Source organism: Halobacillus sp. K22, assembly GCF_052246795.1.
Lineage (GTDB): Bacteria > Bacillota > Bacilli > Bacillales > Halobacillaceae > Halobacillus.
This window is the reverse complement of the sequence record NZ_JBQQCN010000038.1, coordinates 1-23,563: the sequence shown is the minus strand read 5'-3', so window position 1 is coordinate 23,563 and position 23,563 is coordinate 1. Positions and strand designations below refer to the sequence as shown.

At 43.8% G+C, this 23,563-nt stretch carries 23 protein-coding genes; 14 read left to right on the top strand and 9 right to left on the bottom strand.

The annotated features are described in order from the left end of the window. Positions 1 to 514: 514 nt before the first annotated feature. The 6 genes from copZ (at position 515) to ACTWPM_RS19440 (ending at position 5,228) form a co-directional block, all read left to right on the top strand. Positions 515 to 718, top strand: a complete 204-nt coding sequence (gene copZ, locus ACTWPM_RS19465) for a copper chaperone CopZ (protein WP_443134642.1) — start codon at positions 515 to 517, stop codon at positions 716 to 718. Between the two features lie 189 nt (positions 719 to 907). Next, a complete protein-coding gene (locus ACTWPM_RS19460) occupies positions 908 to 1,852 on the top strand; it encodes a F510_1955 family glycosylhydrolase (RefSeq protein ID WP_443134641.1) in 945 nt (314 codons plus the stop codon). Positions 1,853 to 1,891: 39 nt separating this feature from the next. Continuing rightward, positions 1,892 to 2,446, top strand: a complete 555-nt coding sequence (gene resA / locus ACTWPM_RS19455; RefSeq protein WP_443134640.1) for a thiol-disulfide oxidoreductase ResA — start codon at positions 1,892 to 1,894, stop codon at positions 2,444 to 2,446. Next, on the top strand, positions 2,439 to 3,149 hold the full coding sequence (locus ACTWPM_RS19450) for a cytochrome c biogenesis CcdA family protein (RefSeq protein ID WP_443134639.1): 711 nt from the start codon (positions 2,439 to 2,441) through the stop codon (positions 3,147 to 3,149). The genes resA and ACTWPM_RS19450 overlap by 8 nt, the downstream gene beginning before the upstream one ends. A gap of 37 nt (positions 3,150 to 3,186) precedes the next feature. Further along, positions 3,187 to 4,563: a sensor histidine kinase gene (locus ACTWPM_RS19445; RefSeq protein ID WP_443134638.1), complete on the top strand. Its 1,377-nt coding sequence runs from the start codon at positions 3,187 to 3,189 to the stop codon at positions 4,561 to 4,563. Continuing rightward, positions 4,560 to 5,228: a response regulator transcription factor gene (locus ACTWPM_RS19440; protein WP_443134637.1), complete on the top strand. Its 669-nt coding sequence runs from the start codon at positions 4,560 to 4,562 to the stop codon at positions 5,226 to 5,228. The genes ACTWPM_RS19445 and ACTWPM_RS19440 overlap by 4 nt, the downstream gene beginning before the upstream one ends. 101 nt (positions 5,229 to 5,329) lie before the next feature. On the opposite strand, the gene ACTWPM_RS19435 is transcribed toward ACTWPM_RS19440, so the two are convergent. Continuing rightward, on the bottom strand, positions 5,330 to 5,890 hold the full coding sequence (locus ACTWPM_RS19435) for a hypothetical protein (protein ID WP_443134636.1): 561 nt from the start codon (positions 5,888 to 5,890) through the stop codon (positions 5,330 to 5,332). A 238-nt stretch (positions 5,891 to 6,128) separates the two neighbouring features. On the opposite strand from ACTWPM_RS19435, the gene ACTWPM_RS19430 reads away from it, so the two are divergent. The 4 genes from ACTWPM_RS19430 to ACTWPM_RS19415 all read left to right on the top strand — a co-directional run bounded on the left by ACTWPM_RS19430 (position 6,129) and on the right by ACTWPM_RS19415 (position 9,391). Then, positions 6,129 to 6,575: a DUF6376 family protein gene (locus tag ACTWPM_RS19430; RefSeq protein WP_443134635.1), complete on the top strand. Its 447-nt coding sequence runs from the start codon at positions 6,129 to 6,131 to the stop codon at positions 6,573 to 6,575. A gap of 52 nt (positions 6,576 to 6,627) precedes the next feature. Then, positions 6,628 to 6,921, top strand: coding sequence for a hypothetical protein (locus ACTWPM_RS19425; RefSeq protein ID WP_443134634.1), 294 nt, complete (start codon positions 6,628 to 6,630; stop codon positions 6,919 to 6,921). Between the two features lie 266 nt (positions 6,922 to 7,187). Continuing rightward, positions 7,188 to 8,792 (top strand): aryl-sulfate sulfotransferase, encoded by a 1,605-nt coding sequence (locus tag ACTWPM_RS19420; RefSeq protein ID WP_443134633.1) that lies wholly within the window; start codon positions 7,188 to 7,190, stop codon positions 8,790 to 8,792. A gap of 353 nt (positions 8,793 to 9,145) precedes the next feature. Further along, complete coding sequence (locus ACTWPM_RS19415) at positions 9,146 to 9,391, top strand: hypothetical protein (RefSeq protein ID WP_443134632.1); 246 nt, start codon at positions 9,146 to 9,148, stop codon at positions 9,389 to 9,391. Between the two features lie 212 nt (positions 9,392 to 9,603). Here the strand turns inward: ACTWPM_RS19415 and ACTWPM_RS19410 are convergent, their stop codons facing one another. Beyond that, complete coding sequence (locus ACTWPM_RS19410) at positions 9,604 to 9,843, bottom strand: hypothetical protein (protein WP_443134631.1); 240 nt, start codon at positions 9,841 to 9,843, stop codon at positions 9,604 to 9,606. Between the two features lie 41 nt (positions 9,844 to 9,884). Then, positions 9,885 to 10,412 (bottom strand): GNAT family N-acetyltransferase, encoded by a 528-nt coding sequence (locus ACTWPM_RS19405; RefSeq protein ID WP_443134630.1) that lies wholly within the window; start codon positions 10,410 to 10,412, stop codon positions 9,885 to 9,887. Between the two features lie 155 nt (positions 10,413 to 10,567). Between ACTWPM_RS19405 and ACTWPM_RS19400 the strand changes: the two genes are divergently transcribed. After that, complete coding sequence (locus ACTWPM_RS19400) at positions 10,568 to 10,726, top strand: hypothetical protein (protein WP_443134629.1); 159 nt, start codon at positions 10,568 to 10,570, stop codon at positions 10,724 to 10,726. A gap of 398 nt (positions 10,727 to 11,124) precedes the next feature. Here ACTWPM_RS19400 and ACTWPM_RS19395 read toward each other — a convergent pair whose 3' ends face one another. Both ACTWPM_RS19395 and csaB read right to left on the bottom strand, forming a co-directional pair. Further along, on the bottom strand, positions 11,125 to 11,268 hold the full coding sequence (locus tag ACTWPM_RS19395) for a hypothetical protein (RefSeq protein ID WP_443134628.1): 144 nt from the start codon (positions 11,266 to 11,268) through the stop codon (positions 11,125 to 11,127). Positions 11,269 to 11,494: 226 nt separating this feature from the next. Then, positions 11,495 to 12,547, bottom strand: a complete 1,053-nt coding sequence (gene csaB / locus ACTWPM_RS19390) for a polysaccharide pyruvyl transferase CsaB (protein WP_443134627.1) — start codon at positions 12,545 to 12,547, stop codon at positions 11,495 to 11,497. 119 nt (positions 12,548 to 12,666) lie between these two features. On the opposite strand from csaB, the gene ACTWPM_RS19385 reads away from it, so the two are divergent. After that, positions 12,667 to 12,891, top strand: a complete 225-nt coding sequence (locus ACTWPM_RS19385; RefSeq protein WP_443134626.1) for a hypothetical protein — start codon at positions 12,667 to 12,669, stop codon at positions 12,889 to 12,891. 219 nt (positions 12,892 to 13,110) lie between these two features. Here the strand turns inward: ACTWPM_RS19385 and ACTWPM_RS19380 are convergent, their stop codons facing one another. The 4 genes from ACTWPM_RS19380 to ACTWPM_RS19365 form a co-directional block, all read right to left on the bottom strand. Next, positions 13,111 to 14,700 (bottom strand): DUF5693 family protein, encoded by a 1,590-nt coding sequence (locus ACTWPM_RS19380; protein WP_443134625.1) that lies wholly within the window; start codon positions 14,698 to 14,700, stop codon positions 13,111 to 13,113. A 16-nt stretch (positions 14,701 to 14,716) separates the two neighbouring features. Beyond that, positions 14,717 to 16,276, bottom strand: a complete 1,560-nt coding sequence (locus ACTWPM_RS19375) for a putative polysaccharide biosynthesis protein (RefSeq protein WP_443134624.1) — start codon at positions 16,274 to 16,276, stop codon at positions 14,717 to 14,719. Further along, positions 16,273 to 17,004, bottom strand: a complete 732-nt coding sequence (locus tag ACTWPM_RS19370) for a WecB/TagA/CpsF family glycosyltransferase (RefSeq protein ID WP_443134623.1) — start codon at positions 17,002 to 17,004, stop codon at positions 16,273 to 16,275. The genes ACTWPM_RS19375 and ACTWPM_RS19370 overlap by 4 nt, the downstream gene beginning before the upstream one ends. 101 nt (positions 17,005 to 17,105) lie before the next feature. Beyond that, complete coding sequence (locus ACTWPM_RS19365; RefSeq protein WP_443134622.1) at positions 17,106 to 19,019, bottom strand: S-layer homology domain-containing protein; 1,914 nt, start codon at positions 19,017 to 19,019, stop codon at positions 17,106 to 17,108. 385 nt (positions 19,020 to 19,404) lie between these two features. Here ACTWPM_RS19365 and ACTWPM_RS19360 point away from each other — a divergent pair, with 385 nt between their 5' ends. Together ACTWPM_RS19360 and ACTWPM_RS19355 are read left to right on the top strand one after the other, a co-directional pair. Continuing rightward, positions 19,405 to 21,192 (top strand): N-acetylmuramoyl-L-alanine amidase, encoded by a 1,788-nt coding sequence (locus ACTWPM_RS19360; RefSeq protein WP_443134621.1) that lies wholly within the window; start codon positions 19,405 to 19,407, stop codon positions 21,190 to 21,192. 78 nt (positions 21,193 to 21,270) lie between these two features. Then, positions 21,271 to 22,929: a S8 family peptidase gene (locus tag ACTWPM_RS19355; RefSeq protein WP_443134620.1), complete on the top strand. Its 1,659-nt coding sequence runs from the start codon at positions 21,271 to 21,273 to the stop codon at positions 22,927 to 22,929. Positions 22,930 to 23,563: the final 634 nt, after the last annotated feature.

Genomic DNA, 23,563 nt, shown 5'->3' with positions numbered 1-23,563 from the left:
CGATCCCGCATAGTTCCAGACTGGAAAAGTATACACCCATGTGATTATTTCTTCTCAATCGGGTGAATGATGAAGTCGTTTCGAGTCTCAGATTCGGCCAGGTCCGAAGGGGGACGATGAAGACTCCTGTGGGATGAACATGATCGGTAAGATCCCGCAGGGCTGTTAAGCCCGAGGAAGCTTACCACATGCCCACGGAAAGCGAAATCGTCCCCCGCAGGACATAATTCTCACAAAAGTCTCGAAACTGAGTCTTCCAGAAAAGGGAGCTTAACCTTAAGATCAACACGGAGTATTCCTCACCCATTTCTGTGCATGCTATTTCTTTCCATAGTTGTAATTAATCATAGGATCTGGTTCTTCCATCTATCCGACCTATAAACGCCAATGGTTGACTATTAATACCTTAGGTGGGTATATTAAATAATAGGAGAGGGAACCGATTTCCCTTCCTTTGGAACTGAAAAGTCCCCGGATTTGAAGATATATTATTCCTTTGAAAGGGTGAACCATTATGCAAACTACAATTAAAGTGGAAGGCATGACCTGTGAACATTGCGAAAAAGCCGTTACCGGAGCTTTGAAGGAATTAGATGGTGTCCAAGAGGTTCAAGTCGATTTGAACACTGGAAAAGTTGATGTTTCTACGAATAAAGAAGTAAGTAAAGAAGCGATGGCAGATGCCATTGAAGACCAAGGGTATGACGTCGTATCTTAAGAGATAGTAGAGAAGGAAGAAGCCTAAAGATGAGGATCTTTAGGCTTCTTCAATGATAGAGTCGTACAGTGAAAGACTCGGATTTCGAGAATGAAAAATAATAGAACCTTTTTTAAAAAACGGATTTCTTCACAATTTCTCGATATCTTTTTGCTAGAGTAAGAGGAGACTTTTTAAGGAGTGCATTTTATGAAAAAAGTAATAGGGATCATTATATTTATTTCCATGCTTGTTCTGGGCGCTTGTAACAGCGAATCGAATCAAAGTGAAGGCTCAGAAGAAGGATCAGATAAAAAAAAATCTATTCAAGAGAGCACCGATTCTTTTGATGGAAGTGTAGAGCACGTACATGGTATGGGCTATGTGGATGCGGATACCCTCGCTTACGCCGCTCATTCCGGAATAAAACTACATAAGGGTGGCAAGTGGCTCGAATCCACCCACCACAAAAATGATTATATGGGCTTTAATGTTGTCGATAATGGATTCTATACCTCCGGTCACCCTGGAGAAGGCAGTGATCTTCCGAATCCGATCGGTCTTCAAAAGGGTAAGGTGACGGAAGAAGGCTTATCCGCTCTTGCGTTTGAAGGCGAAAGTGATTTTCATGCGATGGGGGTAGGAGCCAGAAATCATGCCGTTTATGTGTGGAATGAACATGCGAACTCACAAATGGAGCAGGGGCTGTATAGAAGCCTTGATGATGGAGAGAGCTGGGAGAAGATAGCTGCAGAAAATTCAGGCGAAAAAATCTTTCAAATTGCCGTTCACCCTGATGATGAGAACATCGTAGCTCTGGCCACTGCTTCCGGTATTTATTTAAGCGAAGATGGAGGGGCAAGCTTCAATGTGATTTCAGAGGAAGGACAGGGCAGCGGAATGCACTTTACCAAGGATCGCTTATATTACGGTCTTTATACCGGCACTCCTTCTTTGTCCGTCTATAAATGGGATGATCAATCCAAAGAGGAGATCGGACTCCCTGAAATGAATGAGGATGCCGTCATGTATCTCGCTAAAAATCCTGAAAAGAAAGACACATTTGCCATTTTTACGATTAAAGGAAACAGTTATACGACTTCTGACAACGGAGAGTCCTGGGAGCAGATTATTGACCAGGGACAAACGAAATAATGCATTCGGCTGTCCGAAGATAAGGAAAGGGAGGGTACTTTGAATCCTAAAAAAAAGAAACGGCTCATCATGAGAACAGTGGTACTCAGCTTTTTTCTCTTTCTCGTCGCCTTTGTTATTTATCAGAGCATTAACCGGGAAAAGGACGTCATTAATGCCGGAGATCAGGCACCGGACTTTACGTTGAAGACGTTAGAGGGAGAAACTGTGCAGCTGAGCGATTACAGGGGACAGGGAGTGTTTCTCAATTTCTGGGCGACTTATTGTAAGCCCTGTGAAGAAGAAATGCCCTATATTGAAAGTCAGTATCAAAAATTTAAAGATCAGGGCGTGAAGGTTCTGGCCGTGGATGTAGGAGAAAATGACGTAACGGTCGAATCATTTGTAGAACGTAAAGACATGACTTTTCCCGTCCTGATGGACCGGGGAGAGCAGTTGATTGGTGCTTATGGCATCGGTCCAATTCCTGTTACCTTTTTGGTCGATAAAAATGGGAAAGTTGTCGACCGGATTACGGCTGGGATGACGGAGTCCCAGGTGCGAGAGTACATGAAACGAATCCAGCCGGAGAAATGGAGGAAGTCGGATGGCTGATGTAAATATTTTCTTAGCCTTTGGAGCCGGTTTTCTATCGTTTATATCCCCTTGCTGTCTGCCTTTATATCCAGCATTTTTGTCGTATATTACCGGCATGACGGTCGAAGATCTGCAGACAAAGAAAAAGCTATTTCAAAAGCAGCCGATGCTTCACACGATTTTTTTCCTGCTTGGATTTTCAATTATATTTATTGCGATCGGCTTTTCAACGTCCTGGATCGGAGGATGGTTCATCCGGTACAGCGATTTGATCCGTCAGCTGGGAGCCATCCTTATTATATTCCTGGGGTTTGTCGTCATCGGCTTCTACAAGCCTACGTTTTTTATGAAAGAATATAAAGTTTCCTTAAAGAACCGGCCTCCTGGTTATCTAGGTTCCAGTGCCGTCGGGATGGCTTTTGCCGCCGGCTGGACTCCATGTACGGGCCCTATACTCGCCGCTGTGATCGCTTTAGGCGTATCTTCACCTGATGAAGCCGTTACTTACATGATCAGTTATGTGCTCGGTTTTTCCATTCCTTTTTTCTTAATGGCTATGTTTATTGGCCGTATGAACTGGATTAAGAAGAATAACCGCAAGATTGTGAAGTTCGGGGGTTATACCATGATCGTGATGGGAGTATTTCTCTTCTTCGGCTGGATGACTCAATTAACCTCGTTTATTACAAACCAATTCTTCGGGGGCTGGACAGGTTTTTAAGAAATTCGATTCAATGAACGAAAACAGGGGAGCCATTATGAGAAGACGAATATCTTTAAAGTTAGGAATGCTGTTCTTTATACTAATGATCTTAATCGAGCTATCCTTATTCTTTGTGTTATATACGAATATATCGAACCATCAGATCGACGAAGTACTCGATGGACTGTTAGCCCGTGGGGGAAGTCATAGGGACGTACTGGAAAAGAATTTTGATCAGGCGACTTTGAACCACGTCGCTTTAATGGAATCGGAAGCTGAGACAGATGTGGTGATTACAGATGAGAAGGGACAGATTCTCTCCAGTTCCTCAAACCTCGAGGAGTATCAGAGAAAATTGATACAGTCTCAGAAAAAAGGCCAGGCTGGTCAAGGCCGGATTATTGAAAGCGAATGGAAAACAGAACCGTACGTGGCGACGTTATCTCCAATTGTGAGAAATGGGGAGGTCGAGGGGTACGTGTATATGTTCTCCCCTTCGACGATTATACGCAATCTTACGGCTCATCTATCTCAGCAATTTATCTTTGTGATGATTCTTACACTGCTGGTAACTTTGATTGTCGTGTTCACCCTATCTAAGCTGATTACGAAGCCCTTGATCCGGATGAAAGAAGAAACGGAGAAGTTAAGCCGGGGGGAAACCACTGTAGAGTTAGATGAGCATTATAAGGATGAACTCGGAATCCTTGCTCGATCGATCAATCGACTGGCGGAAGATTTAGAAAGAATGAAGCAGGAGCGGAATGACTTTTTATCTTCGATTGCTCATGAGCTTCGTACCCCTATAACGTATTTAAAAGGGTATGCGGATATAGCCTCAAGGGAACAGACGAACGAATCGGACCGTCAGCATTATTTAATGATTATTAAAGAAGAGTCGGAAAACCTGACCACGATGATTAAGCAGCTTTTTCATTTAGCTCAAATGGACGAAAACACGTTTGCGATTCATCCGGAACGATGTGAAGTGAAGTCCCTGCTTGCGCAGGCTGAAGAGAGCATATACCCCTTCCTCAACAAGCATGAGGCAGAAATAACGATCGAATGCCCCTCTGATTTGTATATTTATGCCGATCCCGTCCGTTTCAAACAGGTCATCGTAAACATCCTGGATAATGCGATAAGGTATAGTGGCAAATCCCCTGTTATTTCTATCGAAGTGCTGGAAAAGCCGGATACGTGTGAAATTAGATTGAAGGATCAGGGTCCGGGAGTACCTGAGGAAGCCCTGCCTTATCTGTTTGAACGTCTGTACCGGACAGATAAATCAAGGTCGAGGGAGTATGGAGGTACGGGTTTAGGACTTGCCATTGTGAAAGAAATCGTGGAAATGCATCTCGGAAAAGTAGAAGCAAGTAATGAACAAGGGTTGCTGATTATAATGAACTGGCCAAAGGAAGGACGCGTATGAATAGAGTGTTACTTGTAGATGATGAACAGCGTATGCTCGATCTGCTTGAACTGTATTTGAAGCCTCACGGGTTTCAATGCGACCAGGCACGAAGCGGTTTTGAAGCTCTAAGGAATCTTGAGCATACATCCTATGACTTAATTCTTTTAGATGTCATGATGAAAGATATGGACGGATTTGAAACATGTCGTCAAATAAGGGAAAAGTCGAATGTGCCCATTATGATGATTACAGCCAAAGATCAAAAGCATGATATTCTTCAAGGACTGAAGCTTGGCGCAGATGATTATATAACCAAACCATTTGACGAAGATATCTTACTGGCCCGCATCAAAGCCCTTTTACGACGTGGACCCGAGCAGAATAAGATTGTAATGAATGATCTGGTATGGAATGAAGAAGCCCATGAGCTTCATTACGAGAATAAAGAGATTCACCTTACCCCTAAAGAGTTTAAGCTTCTAGGGCTGTTGTTAAACCGCCCCAATCAAGTCTACGATCGCAATTATCTTCTGGAACGAGTATGGGGATTTGATTCTAATACAGAGGGAAGAACCATCGATTCTCACGTTCGAAATCTACGGGAGAAGATTCGGAAACATGGATACCCCATCGACCGCCATTTGAAAACCATTTGGGGTGTAGGATATAAATGGGAAAATTGACAGCTAAGAGGCCTAGTACACCAACCAAATCGGAATCCAGCTGGTTTCACTTGGAAACCCATGCACAGAAGGAGAGAGACACCTTCCGTGCATGGGTTTTTTTAATGATTTTGATGGAAAGGTTGCTCATTCATGGGAGCTGCATCTAATAAACTTCCTCCAAAAAGAAAAACCAGTGCCACTACGAAAACTAGGAAAGGCTTCAGCAGCCATTTTCCTGATGGAATCGGCTCTTCCCGATGAGAAGCATGAAAAAATACAGGATATAACAGCAGGGAGCTGATGGAAAGAGTGATGAAAAGTTTAAGAAAAACAATGGATTCCGCATAGGAAATCATTTCTCCTAACATGGCCCCCATCATCCCTCCCATCAGTCCAGCTATGAGACCTTCAATCAAAGAAACAGTCCCTAATTTTCCTGTACATCCAGCTGCGAAAAGGGCACCGGCAAAGATTGCGGTCATCGTAGAAAGATATAACCCGCCTGGCATAAGCGTGCTTGCCATTAATCCAACCGTGAGGCCCACGCTTGTGCCTGAGAGCATGGATATGACCATGCGCTGGCTGTGAGACAGAGAGTCGCAGAATTTTCTTGTTAAAAGAAATGAGCTGATAACAGTTAACAGCAAAGCCACTAGAATAAATACGTGAAAGTCACTCATTTGAATTCTCCTCGTCCATACGTCTTGTCCTATCTAATGTATGGGGGAGAGTGGTTAATTATTAATTAAAGAGTCTATCGGTAAGAGAAAGGAAGATACCGCTCAAATTCAGAGCTTTCAAACGTCACAGTTTAAATTGCGTAAAGCTCTGGTTTAATGAAACCTTGGATGCTATCTAAACGTATAACTAGAAATTGCATATCACCTTTGGGCATACAATTGAATGGGAGGGATCCAGGTGAAAAAGATATACGGAGGTTTACTCGTACTTATCATGTTGTTAATGAGCGGCTGCTCGTTCCTTGAAGGCGTGAATAACTCATTGAACTATGTAAATGAAGCATCCGAGTATGCGAACGAAGTCAGTACGTTTACCAGTGAAGTTCCATCTCTTGCTGAGCAAGCCGTGACCGATCAGCAGGCGGCTGATGAATTGGAAACCAGGCTTGAGGAAATGAAGACGAATATCGAAGAATTTAATGAGCTTGAAGCCCCGCAAGCAGGAGCAGATCTGCACCAGCAAGTGGTTGAACGAAATAATCAGGCGTTAGAGGGCATTCAAAAGTATTTAGACAATATGGAGAACGGGAAGCTTGATCCATCAGTGATCGAGAATACGGCAGTTTTCCAATCATTAAGAGAAATTACAGAGATTATTGACCAGATTAAACAATTGGGAGAATAGGCAGGAAACCCCTCATCATTTGTTGAATAGTGGGGAGAGGGGGACACACTGGATGAAAAATGTGGCACTGAAAAAAGTATCATACAACGAAAATCAGAATGAAATAGAGTTTTCTAAAGGTTTGTTACTGATCGATGATGTCGGACCTCTTGTGAACTGGACAATCAGTTTAAACAAAGTACAAGATGTAAGTCTTTTTACTGATCTTAAAAAAGAAGAAAAGCACCTTCATTTACACATAGTGGATGCAGCAGGGGAAAGGTATGAAGGGACAGTTGCTGTTGATTTGGTTCCAGATCAACGTACGGTTCTTATGGTTGCGAGAGGCGAGCTGAAACAATTATAAATAACAGGTAGGAAACGCTGATCAGAGCGTTTCTTTTTTTCATGGCTTGTAAAGGATGGTGTGGATTTCAATCACTTATTAAACTATCGGGCGCTTTCTGTAAATTATATTTTTGTAACTAAAAAGGAGCTGTGTCGGCCTCGCTGGAAGTTCTCACCCTGGTCATTGCGCGGCGCACGAGCCGTCCCCGTCTTACTTGTTCTTCATATATTAATAGGGAAAATTGGTAGTTAGTACATAGAATTAAGTCGAAGGGCGGAAAAATAATGAAAAAATGGATGATTGGGCTCATGGCTTTATTGGTAGTTGCCGGAGGAGGCATCGGGTACTATTATTATTCTGCACAGGAGTCTGCTACTGACGGAGGGGGAAAACGCTTGATTTACAGTGATGATTCTCTGATGGAAGCACAGAATGCTGGCAACGATACCGTTGATGAAACCTACAAGCAACGATCCTATACATTGAAAGACCCTCTTGTTATTCAGGATCCTTACAATCGAACGCCTCTCACGGCACTCGTGAAATTTGAGACAGACCAGCCGGCTGAACTGTCTATGACCATCGAAGGGAAGGACAAGGAGACAACCATTCAACATACTTGGCCGGATTACCAAACCTCACATGCTCTCGATCTTCTCGGACTTTATCCGGGAACGGCGAACAAGGTGGAGCTAACGGCACGATTTAAGGATGGTTCGGAAAAAACTAAGATGCTCACCATTCAGACAGAGCCTTTACCTGATGACTTTTTGAACATAGAAGTTGAGAAATCAGACCGCCAGCGAATGGAAAATGGCCTCACATTCATGAGTCCGAGTGAAGAATATCCGTTCGCTGTCGACTCTATGGGGGATGTACGCTGGTATTCCACACAAGTAAACAGCCATGTGTTGCAACGACTGGATAATGGGAAATTTTTATATGTAACGAAAGAACAGGACCAATATAACCAGCTGGTGGAGATGGATATGATGGGGCGCGTCTCCTATTCTTCTGTCGTAGAGATCAGTAATTACAGCGGCTGGGGAGTCATCCACCATGATGCCGTTAAGCTGCCGTCAGAAAATTTCCTGATGACCGTGCATGACGCTTCTGGAGATTACATCGAAGATTCCATGGTGGAAGTCGACGGCAAAACAGGGGAAAAAGTCAATGAGTTCAATTTCCGCAGTATTTTCCCTGAAGAAATCTATGAAGACTATGACGGGCCAGCTGCCGATGAAGGAGACTGGTTCCACCAGAATGCTCTCTGGTATGACGAAAAAAGAGACGACTATCTGGTCTCCAGTCGTCACCAGAGCTTGATCATGAACATGGATTATCCGAGTGGAGATATTTCCTGGATATTAGCCGAAAATGAAAATTGGCCAGAGGACTTTGATCCACCTCTCTTGGAACCAGTGGGTGAGGACTTTAAGTTTCCGGGTGGACCACATGCGGTCATGCCGCTTCCGGATCAGGACAATAATGAGGCAACACGGGACATTTTAATATTCGACAACAATATCGCCATTACGCGTGGCAATGAGGAATTGAGTGAAGAATTCAGCCGCGCGGTCCAATACCGGATCAATGAAGAAGAAATGACGGTCAAAGAAGTTTGGGAATATGGCAGAGAGCGAGGAAAATCGTTTTATTCTAATATTGTCAGCGATGCGAACTATTTACCGGGCACAGGGAATCGCTTAATCACTTCCGGCTATACACAGGCAGAAAGTGAAGACATGAGACAGAGCCAGATCGTGGAAGTTACAGGGGAGAAAGATCCTGAGGTAGTATTTGAAGTCAATGTCGGCAGCTTTGAAAAAGGAAGTCACAGACAAGTGTACCGTTCCGAGCGTCTGCCGTTATACCCCGCTGCTGAATAGTTGGAGGATTGGTATATCTTTTGAAATCAGTGGAACTAAACAAGGTGGTTAATGAGGGGGAAAAGGAAGCTGTATTCTATCTATAATAGAATGCTGGATAGAGAGGGAGTGTACATTTTTTCCTAAAAAAAGGCCCTGTTAAACTTCCGAGTTGATTTAAAGGTAAAGCTTCCGATACTGGAAGACTCAGTTTCGAGATATTGGTTATGAGGAAGGTCGTGCAGGGCCATAGGAAAGCGAGTTATTTCCCCACCAGCCACCTCCTCATTTCGTAACGGCCCCAAGATATCTAGAAACTGAGTTTTACAGTAACCGGCCAAAAATAAGTGAACGATAGCACAGGAGGTACGGGTTTGAATACAGTGAAGCGAATTTTTACATTTCTATTTATCGCAACGGGTTTTGTTATGATTATGTGTACATATGTTATTAAAGAGATTCCACAGTATTTTATTCTCCTATATAACTCAGTCATGTTTTTATTATTAGGAGCCAATCAACTTAAAGAAAACAGGAAGAGTATATTGGGGTATGCATGTGTAGTGCTATCCCCTTTTTGTGCCTATTTAGGAGTAGAAGAAATAGCCGTTGTTCTCTAAGTGAAATGCTGGAGGTGTTTCGCTATCCGTATCCCTGAATGACGCAGCGTCGAACGATCCTGCCTCATGAAGAGCCCAAGAAGCGATTTGTTTCCGTAATCTCAAAACTGAACCTTCCATAGTCCGGTCTTATAGCTTACTAGACTTTTATGAAAAATTAAAACAAAGTTACAGAGCCAATAAAAAAAGAGTCCTGAGACTCTCCCTTTGAGTTATTTTGTGTTTGCGTAGACTCTGAGCTCCCAGACAAATAAGCTGATACTTACCAATAAAGCAACGATACCACCAATGAGCAGGCCGCTTGGAGTATAAACAAACATATAACGAAGAAACTCGTCTCTGCCCCACGTGTCTGCACCGATTCCTCCTATCGCGGCACAAATAAACAGGGCGGCAAACAGGAAGGCTGCTAAAAACAAAAACGAAATACCTGCATAGATTCGATTGATCACATTCGTTTCTCCCTTATAAATCTTATTCGGATTCTTCTCACTTAACGTCGTTCCCAGCTTTTTTCATAACAATGATACGTCTGATGCCCTTTTGGTTTAGTCGAAAAGGTAACAGTACCAGTGGATTCATACCCCAGCTTTTGATAGAAGTTATTGGCATGCTGGTTTCCTGAAAAAGCATCCAGCCTGATGCTGTCATAGCCTTTCGAAATCGCATAATCCTCACACCATTCAGCAATCTCTGTTCCACATCCCTTTCCCTGCCAAGCAGGATCGATCATAAGTGAGTGCATGATTAAAGGGTTGCTCCCTTTCCAGGCCATTGCCTTCCATTCTTCTGACTGCCATTCATTCAGCACGACATGACCCACTATCTGTCCCTTTTCCGACAAAACGAATAGCGATTGCTGGTGAATGCAATCTTCGAAATAATCACGGCTTGGGTACTGGTCATTCCATTGCTGAATGCCGCTTTCTAATAAGTCTCCGCGGCACCTTACATACAGGTTATATATATTTTCTATCCGGGACAGCGAGGCCGCAGAAAGCTTCCGATGCGTTTGGTCCATTCGTTTCCTCCTTCCTTATTAATAATTCGCTGACATCGTTTTGTTTTCCTTTTTATTGAAAATAATTCATTTAATCTTCTAATTGGTATAAAAGGTGTGGTAAAAAATGCTGTTATAGAAAGAAAAGAAGTAACACGCTTAGGGGGAAACACGAGATGAAGAAGCTCAAACGAAGAAACTTTCGGAGCAGGAAGCCACAGAAGAAAATCATCCGTTTGATCGAGCAGGTTAAACAAAAAAACGCAGGCATGTCCGGATCCTTTAGGAAAAAAGGAGCGGGATATGTCTGCGTTTTTTTAATGGTTAAAGTTTAGCGTTGATATTACTAGCAAAATAGAAAACCTTATTCAGAGATTAACGAATCACCAAATTAATACCCCAGACTAGAAAACGCAGCGAAAAATATACAGTACAAAGAATAAAGGGGAGGTCTATGAAAATACCGGACCAACTGAAATTACCCTTATCATCTCTCCAAAAGAATATCATCTCTTTCAAAGTAGCTTTTAATAAATCAATCACCTAAACTCCACCTTAAAACTTTCTATGGGTGAAACAATGAAACTGTTTTTTCTTAGTAGTACGGAGCGGGATAAGCTTCTTTTTTCACCCTTCGTACCTACGCGTTGTATTATTTTTGAAGACTCATTATAGAGCTATTCTCCAAGGTCCCTTCCCTTATAAAACAGAGACGAGCACACAATTTTAACTATTATGTAGAATCCTTAGATTCCATCGCTTGTTTTTCCGCAATCCAATGTAGGAGGTCCTGTTCCTCCTGCTTTAGCTTGCGGCCAAGCTGTTTTTCAAAGTCATAAAGAAGTTCTTCGTATATCTGTTGTTGTTCCTTAGTCATTTGAAAAATCCCCCCAGCGGCAGTTCTTCTTAATGGTGTTGGATACCAAAATATTTTATTAATATAACGTATTGCATAGAATTTACCACAGCTTGGCAATCTCCACAATTCATACACCTACAAATTTTAATATTTTTTGTATGTGTATTTTGGATTTCCAAAGTTATAACATTTCATGTATTAAAACAGTCTTCAATTCATAGGGGAGGTAAGAGAAGCGTCAAGGTTATTTTTTCTTCAGTACCTCAAGTGCCTGTTCCGTGGTGGAAAGCGCCTGACTGCGTAGAATCTCTGTCTTAGAAGAGATTTGTTTTCCGATTCTTCTACGCTGATCCAACATACGCTGTGCTTCCTTGAACATAAGGTGTCCGTCCCAGTTTTCACCTTCCACATGCCAGCCATTATCAAGCTCATACATAGCAGCAAAGGAATCAATTTTCGGATCGTAAGAGAGCGGCAGGAACGGCGTATGGCTGATGGCAGCAAAAATAAGCGCATGCAGCCTCATGCCGATCAGAAGCTCAGATTCTGCGATCAACCCAAGTTTTTCTTCGATGGAGTCATTCCCGGGAGTGACGACAGCTGGTTCGGTCATCTGCAGTTCCACAAGCTTTGCGAAGCGTTCATCCTCTTGACCGTGCATAGGGACGAATATAATGGAGAAACCTTGCTGAGCCAGCTGGTCACAGGCAAAAGCAAGCTTTGGAATATAGAGTTCCGACCCATGCCACGACCGAAAACTGACGGCGATCTGGTGCTTCTTCTGAACAGACGGGGCGTCATAGCCAAAGACCGCATCGGGTACAACGGAGCAATTCTGCTTCACGCCCAGCGATTCAACCCGATGTTTCGAGTCCTCATCCCGAACCGTAAGTCCGTCGACACGATTCAAGGTGTAGCTGGTCAGTCTTTTTCCAATCAGCTGATCAAAAGGTCCCATCCCCTGGGCATAGACAAATACGGGTTTCCCGAGCCACATCGCCATGTTCATAATTGCCGTATAATAGACGATCGACTTCGGTCCGGTAGCATCCTGAAGCAGACTTCCTCCTCCTGAGATCAGCCCATCACTTGCTTGTAACACCCGCCGGATGTCACGGAAGTTCCAGCGGCTGACAGATTCTACTCCATAGGTGGTCGTTGTATGGATCAGATCATCAGAAAGTACTGTGATACGAATACCTGGGTGGAGGGTGCGAAGTTGTTTAATCATCGAGGAGAGAATGGCTTCATCTCCAGTATTATGAAAACCGAAATAACCGGATAACACGACGTGCATAGTCATCACTTCCTTTTCTTTTTGGGCTCTCTTAAAGCACCTTGTTGATATTAAAAATAAGCTTCCCATTGAGTAACAACGGTTTCGGTCACTTTGTGTTGAAAAATGGGGTCTTGGAAATGACTCGCTTTCCGTGGGCATGTGGTAAGCTTCCTCAGGCTTCGCCTTCCGGGATCTTACCGATCATGTACATCCCACAGGAGTCTCGCCATTTCCAAGACCCCATTCCGATGGATGGAGGAACGAAACCATCCTTGCATGATCATAAAGGAAGTGCTTTCGAAAAGCCTGTACCATCGGTGTTTGAACGATATTTCAGTTGGTTTAATAGAATGAGAGTTTAGCCTTTCCAAAGAGCCTTATATCGCAAAGGGGCGGAGGGGAACGGCGTAGACTCCTGCGGGATAAGCGGTTTAGGTGAGACCCCGGAGAGCTTTAGCTCGAGGAGGCTCAACAAACGCCCGCGGAAAGCGAGTCGTTCCCTGGAGCCCCTTTCTCCACACAATCTCTTGAAATCTAGTTTTCAGCCATCCGGCCTGATAGTGGAATATTTCTTAATAAAATCAACGGATTCTTTTCTTAATAATAAGCTTATAGATTCCAATCGCCAGCAGTCCGATGATATATCCGAACACGATGCTGTAGCCTGTTCTGAGCATGGAAATGTGGAGCGGGATATGCAGGTGGGTAAAGGTATTAACAATCGACATAAATCCGATCACCCCTGGGATAAGCAGCATTTTGCCGATGCGCTTAAACCGTGGGAGAACGGCCAGAGCGAGCAAATAGGCTGGGAAACCCAGAAGAAATTCCTTCGACCTCGGTCGAGCGTATAGCCAATCCTCAAGTTTAGTCCTGAACCACAACTCAAGCTCACTCACCGCCTGGCTATTCCCGCTTCGCAGTACGTAATATACCGCAGCTGCTCCCACCAGGACAAATAAAATCAGGTGCCAGCCCTTCACGGATTGCTTCACCTCTTTAAACGTAAGTCCCCACAATGCATAAACACCAAAGAAAAGCAGAGGAACCACGTATAGCAATTTGACTCCCCGGAACAAGGCAATCCCTGTTAAAAATACGGTGCCGTTAAGCAAGCCAATTATGATCACAATTCCGATCAGGCTGATACCTAATGCTTTCGCATACGATAAAGTTATCTCCCTGATCCTGGTACTGCCCACAGCCGTTGCTTTGACGGCGCATACCGGAGTTACGAGTCCCACTCCGAGGGCAAATCCCTGCAGGAATAAAAGAGAATCCGTAATCAGGTAAGCGGCCATAAGTCCAATTGATGCTGAGGCGGCAAGCCATCCTATGAGTCGATAGCGGAAAATAGATACGAGCGATTGATAGATAAATAGAATCCCGGCTAGAAATGATGCCAGCGTCGCCCACAGCGGCGGAGAGAAGTCTTTCCATCCATCTGCCTCCTTTAATTCAAATCCAGACGGCATGGCCTCCGTTATTTTTTCTAAGTAGGTAACCGTATGATCAAGCGTGTCGGCTTCCATCGAAGATAACAGGATCGAGCGCTGATTGCGTTCTTTCACGGCCCGCAGTGTACGGTCCACTTTTTCTTCTACGGTCTGGTGGCCGTGCAAAAGATCCAGATCATGCATGCGAATCACATTATAGTTCAGATCCTCGGTAAATTCCTTGAATCCATCAAGCCGTTGAAATTCCGTAAAATAAACGCCTTCTTTTCCTTCTGAAAGAATATCGGCAAATTGGTTCATATCGGCTGTATCAGGGTAGCCGGGAACCTTATTCCCGCTAATATGTACATAATCTGCTTCTCGGGAATAATAGTGCACAGCCGCATCCAGCTGCTGCTTCCAATTCTCAGCTGATTTTGCGCCCACTGAAACGATCACCTCTAAATCAGCGTCTGTAATTTCAGAAACCGCTTCTTCCGGCAGGGAGGATTCCTTCATATCTACCAGCACAGCGGTCAGACCAGCTGCCTGCAACTGATTAAGCACGGACGAGAGAGAGGCATCAGCTCCTGCCATCTCCTTTATATGCTTATAAGGAAGGACGAGCTCGTAGTCATCCTGTGCCCGTTCGAGAGAGGAGCGCTCGGATAAACTTGGGATCGTTGCGGTGAGTAATAAAATGATAATGATCCAAAGGACACGCGATTTGTTCATAGGTCTGCCTCCTTCATTAACTGAGATATTTTCCGAAAATCGGCATGCGCTTAAGTGTTTCACGATCGATGGCTTTCAAAGCGTACAGGCACCCGATATACACGATACCTCCCAAAATAATGGCGAGGAGGGAGTAAAGCAAGGCCTCCCATCTTCCCCAATCAGATATGGAGTAATACAGGGAAGGCAAGCCGACAAGGAGCCCCATAACGATCGACGAGCCGATAATTTTCATATCGCTTTTTGAAACGATTGAGAAGGAAATGTATCGAACGATGAAAAAGGTATTCACGATGGCAATAAGCACATAAACAATCAGGGTGGAGAGGCCAGCGCCTTCAAGACCCAGCCAGCTAACAAGCAAGAGGTTGAGAAAGGTTTTACATACGACTCCGGCGATAATAATTATGGCCGCTTTTCGAGCAAAATCAAGTCCCTGCAGAATACCGGTTCCAACAATCGTAAGCGAAGTGAACACAGAGCTTACGCCGAGAATAGCGATTACGAGGCTTCCCTCCGCATTCGTGAACAAAGCAACGTTTAACGGAATTGCAAGAGCTGCGAGTCCTATGGCGGCCGGCCACGAAATCAAATTGGTGAGCCGGTGGGTTGCTTCAATGGTTGAACGCATATCGGCACGGTTTCCTTCCTTTTGTTTCGCTGTCAGCAACGGCACGAGCGGAAGGATAATCGATGTGGCAAATACGGTCGCAATCTGGACAAGAGACAGGCCGCGCCCATATATTCCATAAAGATAAGTCGTAGAGGATGAGGCCTCTACTGTATGACGTTCAAGACTAAAAGGGATCGTAAACGAATCGACAAAGTTAAGTAAAGCCATCGTCACGGCACCAATGGCGATAGGAATTGAAATCCGGAGAATGGTCCGGCTCCACGTTTTAAAATCGTTAAACGAATAGGAGGTACTTTTTTGAATCCGTTTCGGAGATCTTACATAGGTAAAGCGTAAGTAGATAAAAGAAGCGAGCACCCCAAACAGGGATCCTGCCATAATACCTCCAGCAATCCATTCGTTAGAGATGGACATGCGAGTTAAGACGTAGGCGATCAATAACACAAGAGCTGCACGAAAGAACTGCTCGATCACCTGGGAAATCGCGGTGGGATTCATATTCTCATATCCTTGAAAATATCCCCGGTACACAGCCATGTACGGAGCGATTAGCAGCCCAGTAGCCACAAGCAGCAGGGCAGGCTCGATTTCTGGTCCTCCAAGCAATTGACTGATAGGAGAAGAGAGGACGGCGATAACGGTAAAACTGAACACACCAAAAAGAAGCCCCAGAATACTTGCGGTCACGTAAATAAGTCGAATATGTAAGGTGTTGTCGTTGGTCCGGGCTTCAGCAATCAATTTGGAGATCGCAAGTGGAATCCCGGCCACGGATAAGATTAGTGTGACCATGTAAACAGGATAGACCAGGGTGAAGATTCCAAGGACTTCATCCCCGGCAATATTTTGGAGTGGAATACGGAATAAGCTGCCCAGTATTTTTGAAAATAGGGCAGCCAGAGTTAAGATGAAGGTGCTTTTGAAAAAAGTGGATCGGCTCATAAGGACCGCTTCACTTTTTGACGAATGACATGATACGAAAAGCGTGGGAGTGCAAGCATCCTTTTCCAGCGTGTCGGCTGCTGGAGAAGGCGGTAAAACCATTCAAGGTTCTTGTTCTGCCAGCTGAGAGGAGCGCGCTTTACTTTACCGGCGATGACATCGAAGCTGCCCCCCACACATAAGAATACACCTTTACTGAACTGGTCAATATGTTCTGCGATCCAGTTTTCCTGCTTCGGAGCTCCAAGAGCGACAAAGATGAGATCTGGGGAACAATGCATTATTTCCTCGGAAATAGTGTTATTGTGCCAGTCGAAATATCCATCATGGGAGCCGACCACCTGGATATGAGGATAGAATTGCTCAATATGTTTCTTCACTTCCACCAGCGTATCCTGATGAGCTCCGAGCAGATAAATTCGGTAGTGATTCAGATCGGCAAGCTTTAACATCTCGATCATAACATCATACCCGGTCACTCGTTCAGGAAGGGTCTGGCCTAAAAGACGGGAGGCTTTTACGATGCCAATACCGTCTGCTGTTATGTATGTAGCACGGTGAAGACTTTTCATATAAGCTTCTTCTTGCTTCGCGCGCATGACAATTTCGGGATTCGCTGTTATGACGAAAGATTTTTCGTGTTTTTGTATATGGTGGTTCAGCTGTTCGACAAGAGTCGAGTGGTTGGTTATTGAGAATGGAACACCCAAAATGTTTACGTGCTTCATGGTATGATGAGACTCCTTTAATTTACACATTCCTGCTCCCTTAATATAACATAAAAAAGGAGCAACCATATAGCGGTTGCTCCTTTGTAATGGGATTGAAATCACTTACTAAGCGGTAATTTTCTGAGACTATTTCCATAGGAGGAGTAGCCATGACTGTAAACAAACGCATTCTCATAGGTAGTGGATTCGATACTTTTCGGCGAAATTTGATACCACGTACCCAGACCATCTGTTTCGCTCAAAATTTGTACCGTTTCGCCTGCTTTTGGAAGCGTATAAAGTTTTTCGGCTCCAGCATCGGCTTCGGCACGCACATTCACATAAGAGGTGATGGTTTCAGCCAGGTCATAAGCTGCGTTTTCTTTAGGAGTTCCATATTTACTGCTTAAATACGAATCTGCACGGTACATATGACCGGCAATTTTCTGGCCCCAATACACATCAGAAGCATAATAAACGTTCATTCCAGAACTCTTATTCCCAAGATGAGCCCCACGCGCTTTCCATGTGCTAGAGTCAAAGTAGCCGGGTACGATGAATTCAGAAGCCGCGACCAGAATCCCTTTTTCATAACTCTCGTACGTCCACGCATCTTCGTATGGATTTCCATCATTGGCTCCAATCCCGAAGAGGTTGTTTTTATCGCGGGCTATTTTACTTTTGCCCCAGTTACTTTCGTGAATCGCATGAGCCAACAGGTAAAGAGCATTCGTACCATGCAGTTCTTCTGCTTTCTTGAAAGCATCTCCTGTTCCAATTAAGGGACTGTCCGGCACTTCAGAAGCGATGAATTCATCAAGCTGTGCTCCTGTATAAGAGGTTTCTGTATAGAGAGGCATGCGGTTGAAGTATTGATGAGCTTCGCCTGCTTTGCTGCCATCTTCAGAAAAAAAAGTGCTGCCGTTGTAGCTGTAATATTTTTCGCCATTCTTCATGAAAGATGGAGCTGCCCCGTACTTGTAAGCAGCCGAGCCTTCCGTAAGAGAATTATAGATTCGGTGATACAGATCCCCATTTTTCTCGTAGTAATAGGAACGGTCTTTCACCATGTGCTGCGGTGTTAGATTAATTTTATCGGCATCTACATAAGCCGTTGTATCCGCAAGCTTAATCTTCAATGTATCTTCATTAATCTCCAGTAATTCCACCTCAACGCCTGAGGTCATATATGTAAGCGATCGACTTAAGTCACTAGAATCATAGAGAACGGTGTACGCATTGGATACCGCGAGTCCTTCATTCATCCACACAATATTATTTCCTTTCAGAACCACTTGATCGTCATCAGCATTGCTGACGGCTTCTTCATAGGTTTCATAGTCTTCCTCGACAACAGGATCTTCATCTTCAGACAAACTGACCACTTTATAATCCAGCTCTTTCGGAGGTTCTAACACGTTCATTAATCGGTTAATGACAGCTGCTGTTTCTCCTCGTGACGTTTCGTCTTTTGGAGCAAAAAACAGGGTGCCGTCTTGATTCTGTTTTCCACTGATAATTTCGAGGTATGTTAATCTTTCCACGGATTCGACCGCGTAATCTGAAATCTCCTCATTATCAGCAAAAGCTAACGGTTTTCGCTCTGATACGACGTTTTTAGCTTTGGCCGCATTAACCATCATCATTGCCATGTCCTGCCTGGAGATCACCTTGTTCGGCTGAAAATCTCCATTCGGGTAACCATTGACCAGCCCATTATTATAAGCGATCATGACCGATTCGAAATACCAGTCATCAGGTTCCACATCTGTGAAGTGTTCCTCTGGCAGTTCTCCATCCCCCATCTTTAGGTCTAATGCCCCGTTAAGGAAGACAGTGAACTCTGCTCTCGTGACTGAGTTACTAGGTCTATAGGTACCATCATTATATCCATTCATGATTCCTGACTCGATGAGAGCGCGCAGATCATCCTCGAATGGTGTTCCTGTAATATCATCTTCCGCAAAAGCTGTCGAAACCATAGATGTTAAAGCTAAAACTAAGACAAAAACCGACAACAATACCTTCTTCATTCATCACCCTCCTAAATTCATTCTTTATTAATCTATCAGAATAAATTGGTAATGAATAGGTGAAAAAGAAAGTTTTAGAAATTTTGAGCAGGTAGAAAAGGCTTAGAATCAATGTTTCCTACCCCATGTAAATTTATATAAAACTTTTTTTAAGCAACTTTTAAAATAAATGAGACTATTTTACTATAAATATTCAGTCGACAGGATTCGATATTAGTAAAGACGTTCCGGTAGAAATTAATACAATTTTTGACATAGCAATCAATCAACCAGTTCGAAAACAGAAAAAGGAGGAAATGCTTTAACCGATAGATTTTAGAAGTTGTCTCTCTGTCCCTCTCTGACAATGGTTTTATAAATTATTTAAGAAGGAGCATGTTGAATTATGTTGAGAAAAGTCTACAGTCTGCTGTTTGCCCTGATCGTGATGACATTTGTTACCATTCAATCGACGGATAAGGTGTACGCTGCCTTAACAGATATTCCTGACAAGTATGCGAGTGAAATTAATTACTTAATTGAGAATGAAATCATCTTTGGTTATCCGGATGATACGTTCAAACCTAAAAATGCGGTAACTCGTCAGGAAGCAGCGACGATGATTGGGAGATCTTTAGATTTAGAGAACAACCGCCAAAATACAAAATTCCCAGATGTTACTGAGGAACATTATGCTTCTGGATACATAGCGTCAGCTGCTGAGAAAGGGATTATCAGTGGGTATGCTGACGGGACATTTCATCCCAATGAAAAAGTAACACGCGCTCAAATGGCTACGTTGATCGCGAGAGCTTTCGATTTAGAAGAAACAAGCGGCCACTCATTTTCAGACGTAGCAAAGAGTGCCTGGTACTACACACCCATTAATAAAGTAGCCACGGCAAAAATTACCGTTGGTTATCCAGATGGTACGTTCAACCCAGGCAAGGATATATCCAGAGAAGAATTCTCTGTCCTAATGGCCAGGGCCATGGACGGTAATGTTGACTCAGTAAGCCAGGAACCTGAACCGGACCGTACAGAAACGGTTATTGGTGAGAAAATGGTTACCACTGATGGCTTAAATGTACGTAAAGGACCAGGAACCAGTTACGATGTAGTTGGGAAGTTTTCGGATGGAGAGGAAGTAAAAGTACATGAAGAAGATGGAAGCTGGAGATATGTTTCTGGCAATGGTGTCGAAGGGTACGTACACAGTGCTTATCTGAAAGACATTCCGAAACCTGTGATTGCCGAAAAGATCGTAACCATTGATGGGTTAAATGTACGGCAGGGACCAGGAACCAGCTATGGTATCGTTGGGAAGTTTTCAGATGGCGATGAAGTTGACGTTCACGAAGTGGAGGGAGACTGGAGGCTGGTTTCCCGGAATGGCGTCGAAGGATATGTGCACAGTGCTTACCTGGATAATATCCCGAAACCAGTCATCGCTAAAAAAATCGTTACGGCTGACTCTTTAAATGTAAGAAAAGGACCAGGAACCAGCTATGACATTGTCGGGAAGTTTACCACTGGAGAATCCGTTGATGTTCATAAAAAAGAAGGAAGCTGGAGATTGGTTTCCTCAGGCGGTGTGGAAGGATATGTGCACGAAGCTTATTTAACGGACAAACCAAGTGTGAACCGCACCGTGGCCATTGACCCTGGACATGGTGGAAGCGATCCAGGAGCTGTAGCTAACGGACTATTAGAGAAAGAAGTCGTTTTAGATGTATCTCTTAAAGTTCGTGAGTATTTAAGAGACACAGGAATCAATGTGGTTATGACTCGCTCAAGCGACTGGTATCCGACCCTTGATGGCCGAGTAAACATAGCGAATAGAAACAATGCGGATTCTTTTGTCAGTGTTCACTCGAATGCATTCTTAAGTAGTGCAAATGGAGTGGAAACCTTCTATTATGCTGCAGGAATGACCGACCGCGAGTATAAGAGCTATAAACTTGCTGGTTATATTAATGAAAGATTACACAGATCCATGGATATGACCGACCGAGGAATTAAAAACGCAGGATATCGAGTAATTAAAGCTACTAATCTTCCAGCCGTGCTCACAGAAATTGGCTTTTTGACGAATGATGAGGATGCTGCTAAATTAAAAACTCAAAAATATCGTCACGAAGCAGCCAAAGCTATTGCAATGGGGATCGTAGACTATTACAATTGGAGAGAATAATAATGTAAGAGCGACCATTTTTTGGTGCGCTCTTTCAATTATTTGTCAGCAGTGAGCACTTTGGAGGAGGAAGATTTATTGAAAAAGTTAATGGTTGTCGTGGTGTTACTGGTTTCAGGGGCTTTGGGTACGCCTTCTGTTTCTCTGGCAGCTTCTGATCAAAGTTCAGAAGGGGAAAAAATGGAGCGCGTGGTCGTTCAGTATAAGGAAGAAATTGATTTAAATATACTGAAGGATATTCCGCACACCATTCATTACCGGTATGATTCTCTTAATTCTGTAGCGGTAACGATACCAGACAATAAGATTTCTGATTTGGAAGGTAAAACTGCAGTCAAATCAATTGAAGAAGACGGCCAAGTTCAAGTGAGTTTCCAGGAAGCTTCCTGGGGAACAGACACGCTAGAAATGAACAAATCAAGAGCCATGGGGCTTACGGGAGAGGGAGTTAAAATTGCTGTCCTCGATACCGGGGTTGCAAGTAACCACCCCGACCTGAATGTAGCCAAAGGGATCAGCTTTGTAGAAGGCACCGATGGTTATGAAGATGATAATGGCCATGGCACACATGTGACAGGCATCATAGGCGCCCAGGATAATGAAATTGGCACCGTCGGCATTGCTCCTAATGCTGAAATCTATGCAGTAAAAGTGCTCGATGAAGAAGGTAACGGATTGAATTCAGAAGTCGTGGCCGGTATTGATTGGGCCATTGATCAGAATGTGGATATTATTAATTTAAGTCTCACATCCTGTAAACCTTCTGAACTCACAAAAAATGCAATTAAAAAAGCTAGAAATGCTGGAGTCCAGGTGGTGGCAGCTGCAGGTAATAAAGATGTATGCGAGTCAGAGAATATTAATGATATCCTTTATCCAGCCCGCTTTCCAGAAGTGGTGAGTGTAGGCGCAGTTACGAAGAAGCTGGACGGCTCGGATTACACGTATGATGGACCATCCCTTGATTTCACAGCTCCTGGCGCAAGAATTGAAAGTACTTATATTACTAATGACGATTTTCCAACCGGCTATGCAACCATGAGTGGTTCGTCAATGGCTGCTCCGCATGTAACAGGAGTTCTTGCTTTGTATGAGCAGTTATTTCCTGAAATGTCAGATTCAGAGCGAAAAGAACTGTTGATCTCTAATTCCCTGGATAAAGGGGCCAAAGGTAAAGACAATACTTACGGACACGGGGTGGCGCAAGCACCAACCACACCTTTTAAAGATTTCAACAGAAGCCATTGGTACAGCAGTGCCGTGGAAAATCTATCCCTAGGAAATTTAATCAGTGGATACGACGACGGTATGTTTAAAGCGAAGCGATCCATTACTCGTGAGGAAGCAGTAACCATGGTAGGTCGTGCTTTGAAACTGAATGGAGAAGAAAGAGCAACGGATTTCTCTGATGTAAGTCCAAGTTCATTCGGTTCTGGTTACATTTCTGCAGGTACTTCTGCAGGTTTCGTTTCCGGTTATACCGATGGAACGTTCCGTCCAAATCAGGCGATCAACCGTGGTGATGTAGCGATGATTATTGATCGTGCTTTTAACATTGAAGGATCTTCTTCTGAAAGATTTAGTGATGTGCGTGAAGATGCTTACTATTATGAAAGTATTCATGATTTGAAGGCTGCTGGATTAATTTCCGGATATCCAGATGGAACGTTCAACCCTTCTAAGGAGATTACACGTGCTGAGTTTTCTCTGATTCTTTCTAAAGTATTGAATCAATAGTTTGGTAGATCACGAGTGAATAAAGATGAAAACCCTGAAACCTTATCATTGGTTTCAGGGGTTTTTGCTTTGTTAAAGGTAAGCTCCCGTTACTGTAAGACTTGATTTCGAGATTTCTAGTGAGAGAGTTAGGTCCTGCGGGGAACGACTCGCTTTCCGGCCCTGCACGACGCAGGGTCGTTCGACGTTGCCACACGACGTGGCGTTTTTAGTCGAACCTCTTCTGTGCTGAGCCTCCTCAAGCTATGCTTTCCGGGGTCTCACCGATCATGTGTATCCCACAGGAGTCTCCCCGTTCCCCTCCGGACCTGGCCGAATAAGAAACTCGAAACGGGTTCATCCTTCACCCGCTGGAGAAGAAATAATCACATGGGCTTATATACTTTTTCATGCTGGATCTATGCGAGATAGCTTGTTATAGAAGCATTAGAGTCGTGATAAGGAGGATAGGAAAATCTCTTTCTGAAGGGTCCGTTCGTCCTAATATAGTTGGGCTGGTGGGAAAAGGCGCATACCCGTCAAGCTAATAGAAGATTAATACCAAGCAAATAATAATTACGATTATAAGTTCCATATATTTACAGTAGTGAGTCTAACTACTCCTTTAGGAGTCAATGAGTAAAAAACAAAAGAT